Source organism: Burkholderia sp. Tr-20355 (assembly GCF_017104685.1).
Taxonomy (GTDB): Bacteria; Pseudomonadota; Gammaproteobacteria; order Burkholderiales; family Burkholderiaceae; genus Burkholderia; species Burkholderia seminalis.
The window spans coordinates 49,613-63,496 of sequence record NZ_JAAGPK010000013.1 but is presented as its reverse complement, the minus strand read 5'-3'; the positions used below and the strand labels follow the sequence as shown (position 1 = coordinate 63,496).

Genomic DNA, 13,884 nt, shown 5'->3' with positions numbered 1-13,884 from the left:
CTCACGAGCAGAACTTCGCGAGCAATCCGAGCTGCGCGTTGCGGAGCGTCTTGCCGGCGCGACGGCGGCGGTAGTGGCCGTCGCTGTGCATCTGCCATGCCGATTGGTTGTCGCCGAGACACACCGACAGGCCTTCGGCGATCACGCGCCGCTTGAGCTTGCGCTCGCGGACCGGGAACGCGACTTCGACGCGGCGGAACAGGTTGCGGTCCATCCAGTCGGCGCTCGACAGATAGACGTCCTCGGCGCCGCCCGCATGGAAGTAGTAGATCCGGTGGTGCTCGAGGAAGCGGCCGACGATCGAGCGCACCGTGATGTTTTCCGACAGCCCCGGCACGCCGGGCTTCAGCGCGCAGACGCCGCGCACGATCAGGTCGACCTTCACGCCGGCCTGCGACGCTTCGTACAGCGCGGCGATCACCGACGGCTCCAGCAGCGCGTTCATCTTCGCGACGATGCGCGCACGCTTGCCGGCGCGCGCATTGTCGATTTCCGCACCGATCGCGTCGATGATGCGCGGATGCAGCGTGAACGGCGACTGCCACAGCTCGTGCAGCGTGAGCTCGCCGCCGATTCCCGTCAGTTGCTGGAAAACGTGGTGGACGTCCTCGCAGATCTTCTGGTCGGCCGTCATCAGCCCGAAGTCGGTGTAGAGGCGCGCCGTGCGCGGGTGGTAGTTGCCGGTGCCGAGGTGCACGTAGCGGCGCAGCGATGCCTTGCCGCCCTGCACGACGCGCCGCACGATCAGCATCATCTTCGCGTGGCACTTGTGGCCGACCACGCCGTACACGACATGCGCGCCGACGGCTTCGAGCTGCGACGCCCAGTTGATGTTGGTCTCCTCGTCGAAGCGCGCGAGCAGCTCGACGACGACGGTCACTTCCTTGCCGTTGCGCGCGGCTTCCATCAGCGCGTCCATCAGCGGCGAATCGGTGCCGGTGCGGTAGATCGTCTGCTTGATCGCGACGACGCTCGGGTCCCTCGCGGCCTGCTGCAGCAGTTCGAGCACGGGCTGGAAGCTCTCGTACGGGTGGTGCAGCAGGATGTCGCCGTCGTCGATCGCGTCGAACATCGTCGGCGCGTTCGTGATCGCGGCCGGGGTCGACGCGGTGAACGGCGCGAACTTCAGGTCGGGGCGGTCGACGAGATCGGGAATCTGCATCAGCCGCACGAGGTTCACGGAACCGGCCACGCGATAGCAGTCCTTTTCGCCGAGCTCGCTTTCCTCGAGCAGGCGGCGCACGATGTGCGCCGGCGTGTCGGCCGACACTTCGAGACGCACCGCGTTGCCGAGGTGGCGTGCGGGCAGCTCGCCCTGCAGCGCGACGCGCAGGTTCGTGATTTCGTCCTCGTCGACGAACAGCTCGCTGTTGCGCGTGATGCGGAACTGGTTGCAGCTCTTCACGACGAGTTGCGGGAAGAGTTCGCCGACGAAGCGCTGCATGAACGAACTCAGCAGCACGAAGCCGTGCTCGAAGCCCGACAGCGCGTGCGGCATGCGCACGACACGCGGCAGCGCACGCGGCGCCTGCACGATGCCCATCACCGCCTGACGGCCGAACGCGTCGCGGCCTTCGAGCTCGACGACGAAGTTCAGGCTCTTGTTGAGCACGCGCGGGAACGGGTGGGCCGGATCGAGGCCGATCGGCGTCAGCACGGGCAGCAGCTCGTCGAGGAAGTAGTGCCGCGCCCATTCGAGCTGCTCGTCGTTCCACGTGTCGCTCGCGTGGAAGTAGATGCCTTCCTGTTCGAGCGCGGGCAGCACGGTTTCGTGCAGCATCGTGTACTGTCGATGGACGAGCCGCTGCGCGCGTTCGACGACGAGGTCGTAAGCGTGCTGCAACGACATGCCGTCGGGCGTCAGCGCGCCGGGATTGTCACGGATCTGTTCCTGAAGGCCGGCCATCCGGACTTCGAAGAATTCGTCGAGGTTGCTGCTGGTGATGCAGATGAAGCGGAGGCGCTCGAGCAACGGGACTTGCGGATCGGCCGCCTGGGCCAGCACGCGCTCGTTGAAACCGAGGATGCCGAGTTCACGATTGAGAAGCGGATAACGGACGGACATCGGCAGAGTAGGGGGCAGTTCAGGCGATGATTCGAAAGGACGCTCGGAAACTCTCACGGTACGATGACGTGCTGATGACAATCATGTATTTATATCGGGAAATTCTACGCCTTAACCATTTCGTCGCATAAATGTTTCGGCTATATGGAATCGAGCAGTGTGCATACCCGTGAAGCGTGGTAACGGCAAGCGTTCCACGCTTAAAATGTCGCCTTTGATTGATCGCCCTGGGTTGCCGGTCCGGCTGCCGCGGGCGACCGCGCACGGAGCCCCCTTCTGATGGTTACAACCCCCCACTTGCTGGCTGCCGTGGATCTCGGCTCGAACAGCTTCCGGCTGATCGTCGGGCGCGTCGAGGAAACGCCGGCGGGCAGCCAGATCTATCCCGTCGACGCGTTGCGCGAGCCGGTTCGGCTGGCCGCGGGCCTGTCGAGCGACAAGATGCTCGATCGCGCGTCGCAGGAGCGTGGCTGGGAGGCGCTCAAGCGGTTCGGCGAGCGCCTGCGCGATTTTCATCCCGACCATGTGCGCGCGGTGGCGACCAACACGCTGCGCGTCGCGAAGAACGCCGCCGAATTTCTCGGCGAGGCCGAAGCGGCGCTCGGTTTCCCGATCGAGGTGATCGCGGGCCGCGAAGAAGCGCGGCTGATCTATGCGGGCGCCGCGCACTCGGTGCCGGCGAGTGCCGGCAAGCGGCTCGTCGTCGACATCGGCGGCGGCTCGACCGAATTCATCATCGGCTCGCACTACACGCCGATCGTGATGGAGAGCCTGTATATCGGCTGCGTGAGCCACAGCCGCAGCTTCTTTCCGGCCGGCAACGTCGACGAATACACGATGCGGCAGGCCGAACTCGCGGCCAAGCGCGAGATCCAGATCATTTCGAGCGAGTACAAGAAGGCCGGCTGGGACCAGGCGATCGGGTCGTCCGGCACCGCGCGTGCGCTCGCGGAACTCGTCGAGGCGAACGGATTCAACGATCCGGGCATCACGCACGGCATTTCGCGCGGTGGCCTGGAGCGGCTGAAGCGCGCGCTGATCAAGTCGGAGAACGTCAATCGGCTCAAGCTGATCGCGTTGAAGCCCGATCGCGTGCCGGTGCTCGCCGGCGGCCTCGCGATCATGCTGGCGGTGTTCGAGGAGCTCGGCGTCGATTACGTCGATACGACCGACGGCGCGCTGCGCCTCGGCGTGCTGTACGACCTGCTCGGCCGGACGCAGCACGAGGACATGCGCGCGGTGACCGTCGAGGGCTTCACGCGCCGCTACGGCGTCGATCGTGCGCAGGCCGAGCGGATCGGTGCGCTTGCGGTGCGTTTCTACGACGAACTCGAGGAAGACGACGAAGAGGCGCGCGAGGAAGGGCGGATGTTCCTCGGCTGGGCGGCCGCGTTGCACGAGATCGGCCTGTCGATCTCGCACAGCGCGTATCACAAGCATTCGGCCTATATCGCGAGCAATGCGGACATGCCGGGTTTCTCGCGTACCGACCAGGCGCGGCTGGCCGCGCTCGTGCTCGGTCATGCGGGCAAGCTCGGCAAGCTGTCGCAGGCGCGCGACGTCGAGTGGCCGCTGCTGTTCTGCCTGCGGCTCGCGGCGCTGCTGTGCCGGCGCCGGACCGATGCGGGGCTGCCCGACATCTCCGTTTCGCAGATGAAGAAGGGCGGGTACGAAGTGCGCCTGCCGAGCGCGTGGGTCGAGCAGAATCCGTTGACCGACTACAGCCTCAGCCAGGAGGCTGCCGAGTGGGAGAAGGTCGGGATCCCGTATCGCGTGGTGTACACCGGCGCGTAATGGCCGCAAGCGTGGCCTGGAAGCCCTCGGGGCGGGAGCGTGGCTGCGGTGGCCTCAGGCGTGCCGCACGACCGTCCTGACGGCTCGCTCAATCCGACGAGCAGACGATCGCGGTCAGAAACGGGAACGCCTGCTTGACGGTCGCGTCGCTGCCGGCCTTGCGCACGGCTTCCTCCACCGCACTCTTCGTGCCGCGTACCACGACGCCGTAGGCCCAGTCGCCGATCGGCGTGCCGTCGCCCGGACGGAAGATCGGGTCGCTCGCTTGATAGCCCAGCACGACATAGACGCCGAAGCCGTACGCCGTCAGCGAGCGGTTCGTGCGGAATGCGTTCACGGAATTCGATTCGACGTGCATCGGCTCCGACTGGATGTCGCCGGCGGCGAGCAGCGGCGCGACGAACTTGTGGCCGGTCGAATGGCAGTCGAGCGCGTCGTCGAGCGCTTTCGCCGACGCGGGGCCGGCGGTCGCGAGCACGAGCAGCGACGCGCAGAGGGCGGTTTTGACGATGTTGTTTTTCATGCGCGGATGCGGGTTGTTCATACGCATTATCGCGTGTTCCCGGAAGTGTCGCGCGCGGGTGCGGGCAGGGCCGGAGCGTTGTCGCGTCGGTGCCCCAATGAATCCCTACAATGAACGGAAGTGCGTGAGCCGGGAATCCGTGCGGGCGGGGCAGGGCTCAGAAACGGAAAAGGGGCTACGGTATTAACCGTAACCCCTTGATTCCTTGGTCGGAGCGATAGGATTCGAACCTACGACCCTCTGATCCCAAATCAGATGCGCTACCAGGCTGCGCTACGCTCCGACGAGCCAAAGATTATATCGTTGCATGACCCATCCGGTCAATCACGACATGCAGGTAAATGCCGCGGCGGCGAACCGGCCGCGATTTGCGACAATCCACGGGACGATCGGCCGGCCACGAGCATGCGTGTTCGGACGCTCGCCGAAGCAAGGAGAACATCATGATGAACCTGATCCTGTGGCGTCACGCCGAAGCCGAAGACTATGCGACCAGCGATCTCGCGCGCCAGCTGACCGTCCGTGGCCGCAAGGACGCGCAGGCGATGGCCAAATGGCTGCGCGGCAGGCTCGAGACGAACAGCGTGATCCTCGCGAGCCCGGCGGCTCGCACCGTGCAGACGGTCGAGGCGCTGACCGACCAGTACCGCACCGTCGACGCGCTCGCACCGGGCGGCAGCGTCGACGACGTGCTGGCAGCGGCAGGCTGGCCGGACGGCATCGCGCCGACGGTCGTGATCGTCGGGCACCAGCCGACGCTCGGCAGCGTCGCCGCGCAATTGATTACCGGCAGCGACGACAGCTGGAGCGTCAGGAAGGGCGGCATCGTGTGGCTCGCGAGCCGCACGCGTGACGGCAGTCGGCAGGCGGTATTGCGGGCGGTATTGACGCCGGAACTGGTGTGAATCCCGGCTGAATAGGTTTGAAGGGATTGATCATACGGTTTCGCAAGCTTTCTGCTAAAGTCAATTCGGCGACACGTCATTGAAAGGACACGGTCGTGCCACATAACGGTCACGGCCGGTTACTACATTGGCGGGCATGTCGCCTTATTCCTTACGACCAGGAAAGCCTAATGCGAGAACTGCCGACGCCTACGCTCCCTTTTGCCTCGCTGCCCCTCGACACGTCGCGGCGCCACCTGCCGCGCGCCAGTGAAACCGTCACATCGGAGTATCGCCTGCGCGCCGCATGGGCGCGTACGGAAGACGAATTGCGCGAAGCCCAGCGCCTGCGCTACAGCGTGTTCGCCGAAGAGATGGGCGCGCAGGTCAGCGGTCCCTCCGGTCTCGACGTCGATCCGTTCGATGCGTACTGCGACCACCTGCTGGTGCGCGATCTCGACACGCTGAAAGTCGTCGGCACGTACCGCGTGCTGCCGCCACACCAGGCGGCGCGGGTCGGCCGCCTGTATGCCGAGGGCGAATTCGACCTGTCGCGCCTCACGCACCTGCGCGGCAAGATGGTCGAGGTCGGCCGCTCGTGCGTGCACAGCGACTACCGCAGCGGCGCAGTCATCATGGCGCTGTGGGGCGGTCTCGGCGCGTACATGATGCAGAACGGCTACGAGACGATGCTCGGCTGCGCGAGCGTGTCGATGGCCGATGGCGGCCACTATGCGGCGAACCTGTACCAGTCGCTGTCGGCAGGATCGCTGACGGCGCCCGAGTACCGCGCGTTCCCGCACACGGCGCTGCCGGTCGACGAACTGCAGACGGGCACCGTGGTCGCACCGCCGCCGCTGATCAAGGGCTACCTGCGTCTCGGCGCGAAGATTTGCGGCGCCCCGGCCTGGGATCCCGACTTCAACTGCGCGGATTTCCTGACGCTGTTCCGCCTGTCCGACATCAACTCGCGCTACGCCCGCCACTTCCTGGGCTGAACCGTCCGAACCGTGGCGCGCCCGCTCCGGATGCACGCAAGCGAACGCCGTCGCGCGCCATTGGTCAGGCGACGGCGTTCGTGCATTCGGCCCTGATAATTTCCGCGGTATGCGATTGCCGGCGTGCCACGGGATGGCACGTTTCAGGACGGCCCGGATCGTCGATACGGGCCGGACTGCGGGGCGGCTCGCTCAGTGCTTGCGCCGCCAGTCGAGCAGGTGATGTTCCGCCATCCAATGGTGGATCATCCCTTCGCCGCCATGGCTGCGCTTGTATTCGCGCGACTCGAAGTACGACAGCGCGACCAGCACCATCAGGCCAATGAACAGGCCGATCAGGCCCGCAATTTCTTCAGACGACATGGCAGCCTCCTTTCCACGGCACAGCGCCATGCGTACATAGTAGGACATGCGCGGCACGACCCTGAAACCGGATTTCCGCTAGACTCGGCGCGGTCCCGGCGCGCGATGGGCGCACCGTTTTCCGGAGCCACACCCGATGACCCGTTTCATGCTGGCCGTGCTGGCCGCATCCCTGCTTGCCGCCTGCACCAGCGATCCTCGCCAGGCCCGTCGCGGCCACCCGCCGGAAGACCCGGCCGACTATCACGGCGTGCCGACCGACATGACGCCGCCGTCGATGCTCGACGCGCCGCCGCCGAAACCGACGCAGTAACGACAGGGTTCGCCGTCACGCGCGGGCGGCGGACGCGGCGTGCGCGTCGGCGCCGATGCGCCGCAGCAGCCCGGGCAGGTAACGCGCGAGCGTCGCGCCGCGCGCGGCCATGAACAGCAGCAGCGCGAACCACAGACCGTGATTGCCGAACGTGCCGACGGCCGCGAACGTGGCAACAATGAAGATCGAGAGCGACACGACCATCGCGCGCATCAGCGATCGCGTTTGCGTCGCGCCGATGAAGACGCCATCGAGCAGGAAGCCCCAGACCGACACGATCGGCGAGATCGCAGCCCACGGCAGATAGCGCAACGCGACGGCGCGGATCTCGGCCTGGTCGGTTAGGCGCGCGACGATCCAGCCGCCCGCCGCCCAGTAGGCGAGCGCGAACAGCAGCGCGCCGAGCGCCGACCAGAGCAGCGTGACGCGCACGGCCTGCCGAAAGGCGCGGCGGTCGCGCGCCCCGGCGGCCGCACCGACGAGCGCCTCGGCCGCATGCGCGAAGCCGTCGAGGCCATAAGCCATGAAGGTCTGGAAATTCAGCAGCAGCGCGTTTGCCGCGAGCGTCGCGTCGCCTTGTCTTGCGCCGAGGTGCGCGAACCAGCCGAACGCGCCGAGCAGGCACAGCGTACGCAGGAAGATGTCGCGATTGAGCGCAACCAGGCGCTTGAGCGCGGCGCGCTCGGCAAGTGCGCGTACCGCGATCGGCGCAAGGCCGCGTGGGCGCAACCGCCACAGCATCCACGCACCGAGCGCGAAGCCGCAAGCGTCCGCGGTGGCGGTCGCGGCGCCGATGCCGGCGATGCCCCAACCGAAGCCGTACACATAGAGCAGGACGGCACCGATGTTCACCGCGTTGATGAACACCTGCGCGACCAGCGCCAGCCGCACACGCTGTACGCCGAGCAGATAGCCGAGCACGACGTAGTTCGCGAGCGCGAATGGCGCGCTCCAGATCCGCGCATGACTGTACGCGAGCGCCGTCGCGCGGACGGCGTCGCTGCCGCCGAGCGCGGACAGTGCGAACGACAGCAGCGGCACCTGCAGCGCGAGCACGGTGCCACCGAGCGCGAACGCGACGATCAGCGCGCGCAGCAGGTTCAGGCGAATACCGGCGGTGTCCCCGGCGCCATGCGCCTGTGCGACGAGGCCGGTCGTCCCCATCCGCAGGAAGCCGAAACCCCAGAACACGAAATTGAAGAACAGCCCGCCGAGTGCGACGCCGCCGAGATACTGCGCGCCGTCGAGGTGGCCGGCGACGGCCGTGTCGACGGCGCCGAGGATCGGCTGGGTCAGGTTCGCCAGGACGATCGGGAAGGCGAGCGCGAGGACGCGCCGATGCGTGACGGTGGCCGAACCGGCGCCGGCTCCGTGCGCTAACGCGGATTCGGACATGGCGAACGCGTCAGGCGCGTTCCTGCACGCAGACCCACGGCGAGACGACGACCGCCCACAGCTCCGGGTTGCGCGCCGCGTAGTCGGCGGCGGTCTCGGCGGGCATGCGCGCGACGAGACCGGCCGACAGCCAGCGCGTGACCTGTTCGGCATCGTCGCTGGCGACGGCTTCCGCGACGCTGACGAGATCGAGGTCGCGCGCGACGGACAGCAGCTTGCCCTGCGCGAAGAAGCGTTCGAGATCGCACCAGTCGATCTTCGCGGTTTCGCCGAGGAGTTTGGCGTAGAGCGGGCTGTGCGACGCGCCCGCGGCGGATGGCTGATCTGAGGACATCGTTTTCTTGGAAAAACTGCGTGGCGCCACTATAAACCATCCGGCCGCACGGGCCGAGCCGGAGGTGAGCGGCCTATGCGTCGCGCAACGCGCGGCGCACGATCTTGCCGGTCGCGGTCATCGGCAGGCTGTCGACGAACGCGATCGCGCGCGGGTATTCGTGTGCGGCGAGCCGCGTGCGCACGTGGGCCTGCAGCGCGAGGACGAGCGTGTCGTCACCGACGTGACCGGGGTTCAGCACGACGAACGCCTTGACGATCTCGGTGCGCGTCGCGTCGGGCACGCCGACGACGGCCGCCATTCGCACCGCCGGATGCGTGAGCAGGCAGTCCTCGATCGGCCCCGGGCCGATCCGGTAGCCGGCGCTCGTGATGACGTCGTCGTCGCGGCCGACGAAGCGCACGAAACCGTCGGCGTCGAGCGTGCCCGTATCGCCGGTCAGCAGGTAGTCGCCCGCGAACTTGTCGCGCGTCGCATCCGGGTTGCGCCAGTATTCGAGGAGCATCACCGGGTCGGGGCGGCGTACCGCGATGCGACCTTCGACGCCCGGCGGCAGCGGCGTGCCGTCCGCGTCGACGATCGCGACCGCATGACCGGGTACCGCCTTGCCGATGGCGCCGGGCCGCGCGTCGAACAGCGCCGCGCAGGACGACAGCACCATGTTGCACTCGGTTTGCCCGTAGAACTCGTTGATCGTCACGCCGAGCGCGTCGCGCCCCCAGGTCGTCAGTTCGGTGCCGAGCGATTCGCCGCCGCTCGCGACCGATTTCAGCGACAGCGCATGGCGTTCGCGCGGAGCCGCTACGGTGCGCATCAGCTTCAGCGCGGTGGGCGGCAGGAATGCGTGCGTGACGCCGTGCCGCGCCATCAACGCAAACGCCGCGTCGCCGTCGAACTTCTCGAAGCGGCGCGCGAGCACCGGCACGCCGTGATGCCACGACGGCAGCAGCACGTCGAGCAGGCCGCCGATCCATGCCCAGTCGGCCGGCGTCCAGAACAGGCGTGCATCGCGCGGGAAGCATTGCTGCGACATCTCGACACCGGGCAGGTGGCCGAGCAGCACGCGATGGGCGTGCAGCGCGCCTTTCGGTTTGCCCGTCGTGCCGGATGTGTAGATGATCACCGCCGGATCGTCGGCGGCCGTATCGGCCGGCACGAACTCCGGCGTTTCGGCGGCGAGCGCCGCGTCGTAACGCAGCACGCCCGGCGCGTCGGGCGCATCGTCGCCGACGCAGTAGACGGTACGCAGCGTGGGCAGCTGCGCGCGCAGCGGCGCGATTTTCGCGTAGCCGGCCGCGTCGGTGACGAGCGCGGCGGCCCCGCTGTTCGCGAGCCGGTATTCGAGTGCATCGACGCCGAACAGCGTGAAGAGCGGCACCGCGATCGCGCCGAGCTTGTACGCCGCGAGATGCGCGACAGCCGTTTCGGGACCCTGCGCGAGAAAGATGCCGATCCGGTCGCCGCGTTGCAGGCCCGCACGCGCGAGGCTGTTCGCGAAACGGTTAGAGGCATTCTTCAGATCGTCGAACGTCATCCGAAACACGTCGCCTTGCGCCGTTTCGTAGATCAGCGCGAGGCGTCCGCTGCCGTCGGCCCATTTGTCGCAGACGTCCACGCCGATGTTGTAGCGCGCCGGAATGTTCCACTGGAAGCGGGAGAGCAGGTCGTCGTAGCGGTCGGCGGCGGGCAGCATCGATTGTCTCCTGGGTGTCGATCGTGGCGTCGGGCGCACGGCTTACATCAGGTTTTCACGCAGACGAATCCACAATGGGGTCTGCTGATAGGGAATGCTCGGGCTCGTCCAACGGCCGACGCTCGGTGCACGATTCCGGAATGACGCATAAGATCACGACAAAACAGTGATGTGACCATGGATTTGCTTCTGATAGCTGCGGGGTTCAGCCTGATCGGAATCGGTGCGCTGGTGGCGTTTGCCAGTCACGTCGATCCGTTGTCCGGCCGTTTCACCGGACGTCTGCGCAAGCGCTGACTCGACCATTCCCGTTTTTCGCCGCGACGGCACGCGATGCGCGCCGGCATCGCGTGTCGTCCGTTGGTCGCTCAGCGGGCCGGCAGGTAACGAGACGGGTCGATCGACCGGCCGCCGTAGCGCAGCTCGAAATGCAGCGCGACGCGATCGCTGTCGCTGTTGCCCATCTCCGCGATCGACTGCCCCTGCGTGACCGACTGGCCTTCCTTCACCAGCAGCGCGCGGTTGTGCGCGTAGGCGGTCAGGTAGTCGGCGTTGTGCTTCAGGATGATCAGGTTGCCGTAGCCGCGCAGCCCGTTGCCGGCATAGACCACGACACCCGGCGCGGCCGCGACCACCGGCGTGCCCGGCGCGTTCGCGATGTCGATCCCCTTCGATTTCGAGCCGTCGAACGTGCGCACCACGTTGCCGGCCGCCGGCCAGACCAGCGCGATGCTCGTGGCCGGTTTCACGGCCGATTCGACCGGCGCGGAAGGGGCCGGGCGGGCGCGTCCCGCGCTGCCGGTGCCGGTGGTCGACGGCGTCGATGCGGTGGCCGTGCCGGGCGGCGGCGCGACGCGCAGCACTTGACCGACTTCGATCGCATCGGGGTTCGCCATCTGGTTCCAGCGCACGATGTTTTGTACCGACGTGCGGTTGTCGCGCGCGATCTTGTAGAGCGTGTCGCCACGCTCGACGCGATAGAACCCGGGGCCGACGGGCGCGGAGCCGCACGCGACGAGCAGGGCCGCGCAGGCGGCCGCGAAGAGTCGCTTCGTTGTTGTTCCGAACATTGAACCTCGCAAAACCCCGCCGCGCGTGACGCGGCAGGCAACACAAAACGTCCGATTTTAACGGGTTCGACCCGAGCACCGCAGTTTCGTGCCGCTGCCGGGGCCCTTGCGCGCCCGTTCGGCGCGCCGATCAGCCGGCGAGCGGCCGCACGCGAATGCGCAGCGCGGCCGTTTCGGTCGCGCCCGGCGCAAGCATGCGCAGCCCGAGGCCGTTGTGGATCGCATCGGGCAGGCCGAGCCACGGCTCCACGCAGTAGAAGTCGGAATCCGGCTTTTCGGTCCAGGTCGTGACTGCGTACCAGGGGATCGAGCCCGGCGCGTCGAGCGCGATCTCGATCGTGCGGCCGCGGCCCGGCATCACGATGCGCACCGGCGCGGACGGTTCGCCGTCGAGGCAGTGGAAGCGGTCGAGGATGTCCGGATTGTCGAGGCGGTAGCGGGCTTCGCCGGGTTCGAGCGGGCTGATCGAGCCGTCCGGACGCTGCTGGCAGCTGCGGGTCGGCGGCAGTTCGAGGGTGGTTTCCGCGCGTTCGCCATGCGGCAGCGCGAAATAGAAATGATGGCCGGCGTAGTAGGGCAGCGGCGTGTCGCCGCGGTTGGTCGTCGTCAGCGCGACGTCGAGCGTATGCGCGTCGGCCAGCCGGTAGGTCGTCTCGAACCGGAAGTCGAACGGGTAGCTCGCGTGCAGGGCGTCGTTCGCGTCGAGCGTCATCGACAGCGCGGCACCGTCGGCGGACGGATGCGCGTCGAACGGCAGGTCGCGCGCGAAGCCGTGCATCGGCAGATCGCGGACCACGCCGGCGGCGTCGCGCCAGCGGCCGAGTTCCCCGTCGACGCGGTGGCGGCCGAGGAACGGAAACAGCAGCGGATTGCCGCCGCGCACGCGTGCGAGGTTGCTCCAGTCGGCCGTTTCCGGCCAGAAGATGACCGGTTCGCCGTCGACGTGCCAGGACAGCAGGCGGCCGCCGAATTGCGGAGCGACCCGGACGAGCGACGGGCCGGCGTGAAGTTCGTGGATATCGTGTTGCTGGAAGATCGGCATGGCGAATCGGGTTGGGCGGGTGGACGGAGCAACGCGCGTTCCATTATCGGGCCGCGGCTGCTCGGGGAAAACCCTTCTCGGGAAATTGCGAGTTTTTAACATTGTCAACGGTCGGGATAATGCCTCTAAACCGGTGATGTTGCCGGGTCATGACACTTCGTGGAGGGGGCCATGGATCTGGCAATGGCAATGGGTATCGCACTGTTCGGCATGTTCACTGGCAGCACGGTATTATTTTTCTATCAGCTCGGCCGCTGACGGCAATTCCTGCCGAAGTCGACAGGCCCGCCATGCAAATGGCGGGCTTTTTGCTTTCTGGGCCCTTACAAATTGCAAGCGTTTGTGTGCATTGCCGCAATAACCTGCCAAATGCCTTGGCGCGGTAATCCTGGCTCGGCATAATCGGGGCGCGTTTTTCGGACGCGCATCGCGTCGTCCGTCTTTCTCCCCGCTTAATCTCGACTAAAAGGACCGACGCGTGAGCCTCTGGTTTCTGGTATTCCTGAGCGTCCTGCAGGGCGTCACCGAACTCTTCCCCGTCAGCAGCCTCGGCCATACGTTGCTCGTGCCGGCGCTGTTCGGCATGCATATCGACAAGCACGCGCCGCAACTGCTGCCGTTCCTCGTGGCGCTGCACCTCGGCACCGCGCTCGCGCTGCTGTGGTACTTCCGCGCGCGCTGGATCGCGCTGATCGGCGGCTTCTTCGCGCAGCTCGGCGGCCGCAAGAACGACGACGGCCACCTGATGTGGGCGCTCATCATCGGGACGATCCCGACCGGCATCGTCGGGCTGCTGCTCGAGAAGCGTATCGAACGCGTGTTTCATGACCTGCGGATCGTGGCGATCGCGCTGATCGTGAACGGCGTGCTGCTGTGGCTCGGCGATCGCATCCAGCGCAGCCGCGCGCACCAGGCGCCCGAGAAGATGACGTTCAAGCAGGCGTTCTTCGTGGGTCTCGCGCAGATCGGCGCGCTGATTCCGGGTTTCTCGCGCAGCGGGCTGACGATGATCGCCGGCAATGCGGCCGGGTTGACGGCCGAGAAGGCGGCGGAATTCTCGTTCCTGCTCGGCACGCCGATCATCTTCGCGGCGGGCGTGCTCGAGCTGCCGAAGCTGTTCCATGCGCGCGACCAGCTCGCCGACGCGCTGCTCGGCGGCGTGCTGACGGCGATCGCCGCGTACCTGAGCGTGCGATTCCTGATGCGCTATTTCGAAGGGCGCGGCCGGCTCGCGTCGTTCGGCGTGTATTGCGTGATCGCCGGCGTGTTCTGTCTCGGCTGGTTCATGCTGCATCCGCAGCCGGTTTGACGCGGTGATGGCTCGCTTCGCGTGATGTGGCGCGATGATCGGGTATAATTTCGGGCTCGGTTTCGTACCGGGCCCGTTTTGTTTCGGGGCTTTGAGTCTGG

General features: G+C 66.9%; 13 protein-coding genes and 1 tRNA gene. 5 read left to right on the top strand and 9 right to left on the bottom strand.

Features of this window, described 5'->3' with window-relative positions:
- Position 1: 1 nt before the first annotated feature.
- On the bottom strand, positions 2-2,065 hold the full coding sequence (ppk1, locus tag G3N62_RS05380; protein WP_049029359.1) for a polyphosphate kinase 1: 2,064 nt from the start codon (positions 2,063-2,065) through the stop codon (positions 2-4).
- Positions 2,066-2,344: 279 nt separating this feature from the next.
- Between ppk1 and ppx the strand changes: the two genes are divergently transcribed.
- Positions 2,345-3,859, top strand: a complete 1,515-nt coding sequence (gene ppx, locus G3N62_RS05375; RefSeq protein ID WP_034186666.1) for an exopolyphosphatase — start codon at positions 2,345-2,347, stop codon at positions 3,857-3,859.
- An 88-nt stretch (positions 3,860-3,947) separates the two neighbouring features.
- On the opposite strand, the gene G3N62_RS05370 is transcribed toward ppx, so the two are convergent.
- Together G3N62_RS05370 and G3N62_RS05365 are read right to left on the bottom strand one after the other, a co-directional pair.
- Positions 3,948-4,382 carry a hypothetical protein gene (locus tag G3N62_RS05370; RefSeq protein ID WP_049029365.1) on the bottom strand — a complete coding sequence of 145 codons (435 nt, stop codon included), beginning with the start codon at positions 4,380-4,382 and terminating at the stop codon, positions 3,948-3,950.
- Positions 4,383-4,588: 206 nt separating this feature from the next.
- Positions 4,589-4,665, bottom strand: a tRNA-Pro gene (locus G3N62_RS05365).
- Positions 4,666-4,825: 160 nt separating this feature from the next.
- Here G3N62_RS05365 and sixA point away from each other — a divergent pair.
- Positions 4,826-5,287: a phosphohistidine phosphatase SixA gene (sixA, locus tag G3N62_RS05360; RefSeq protein ID WP_034186762.1), complete on the top strand. Its 462-nt coding sequence runs from the start codon at positions 4,826-4,828 to the stop codon at positions 5,285-5,287.
- 170 nt (positions 5,288-5,457) lie between these two features.
- The gene (locus G3N62_RS05350; RefSeq protein WP_034186675.1) at positions 5,458-6,264 is read left to right on the top strand and encodes a GNAT family N-acyltransferase; all 807 of its coding nucleotides are present in this window, start codon (positions 5,458-5,460) and stop codon (positions 6,262-6,264) included.
- A 192-nt stretch (positions 6,265-6,456) separates the two neighbouring features.
- On the opposite strand, the gene G3N62_RS05345 is transcribed toward G3N62_RS05350, so the two are convergent.
- Positions 6,457-6,627 (bottom strand): hypothetical protein, encoded by a 171-nt coding sequence (locus tag G3N62_RS05345; protein ID WP_162840567.1) that lies wholly within the window; start codon positions 6,625-6,627, stop codon positions 6,457-6,459.
- Positions 6,628-6,763: 136 nt separating this feature from the next.
- On the opposite strand from G3N62_RS05345, the gene G3N62_RS05340 reads away from it, so the two are divergent.
- Entirely contained in the window at positions 6,764-6,940 is a 177-nt protein-coding gene (locus tag G3N62_RS05340) for a hypothetical protein (RefSeq protein ID WP_167361866.1), read from the top strand.
- Between the two features lie 15 nt (positions 6,941-6,955).
- On the opposite strand, the gene G3N62_RS05335 is transcribed toward G3N62_RS05340, so the two are convergent.
- The 5 genes from G3N62_RS05335 to G3N62_RS05315 all read right to left on the bottom strand — a co-directional run bounded on the left by G3N62_RS05335 (position 6,956) and on the right by G3N62_RS05315 (position 12,474).
- Positions 6,956-8,335 carry an MATE family efflux transporter gene (locus tag G3N62_RS05335; RefSeq protein ID WP_124669856.1) on the bottom strand — a complete coding sequence of 460 codons (1,380 nt, stop codon included), beginning with the start codon at positions 8,333-8,335 and terminating at the stop codon, positions 6,956-6,958.
- Between the two features lie 10 nt (positions 8,336-8,345).
- Complete coding sequence (locus G3N62_RS05330) at positions 8,346-8,669, bottom strand: DUF2288 domain-containing protein (protein WP_034186677.1); 324 nt, start codon at positions 8,667-8,669, stop codon at positions 8,346-8,348.
- 73 nt (positions 8,670-8,742) lie between these two features.
- The gene (locus tag G3N62_RS05325; RefSeq protein ID WP_124669855.1) at positions 8,743-10,362 is read right to left on the bottom strand and encodes an acyl-CoA synthetase; all 1,620 of its coding nucleotides are present in this window, start codon (positions 10,360-10,362) and stop codon (positions 8,743-8,745) included.
- 368 nt (positions 10,363-10,730) lie between these two features.
- The gene (locus G3N62_RS05320; RefSeq protein WP_034186679.1) at positions 10,731-11,432 is read right to left on the bottom strand and encodes a peptidoglycan DD-metalloendopeptidase family protein; all 702 of its coding nucleotides are present in this window, start codon (positions 11,430-11,432) and stop codon (positions 10,731-10,733) included.
- Positions 11,433-11,562: 130 nt separating this feature from the next.
- On the bottom strand, positions 11,563-12,474 hold the full coding sequence (locus G3N62_RS05315; protein ID WP_049029343.1) for an aldose epimerase: 912 nt from the start codon (positions 12,472-12,474) through the stop codon (positions 11,563-11,565).
- Between the two features lie 478 nt (positions 12,475-12,952).
- On the opposite strand from G3N62_RS05315, the gene G3N62_RS05310 reads away from it, so the two are divergent.
- The gene (locus G3N62_RS05310; RefSeq protein ID WP_021157259.1) at positions 12,953-13,783 is read left to right on the top strand and encodes an undecaprenyl-diphosphate phosphatase; all 831 of its coding nucleotides are present in this window, start codon (positions 12,953-12,955) and stop codon (positions 13,781-13,783) included.
- Positions 13,784-13,884: the final 101 nt, after the last annotated feature.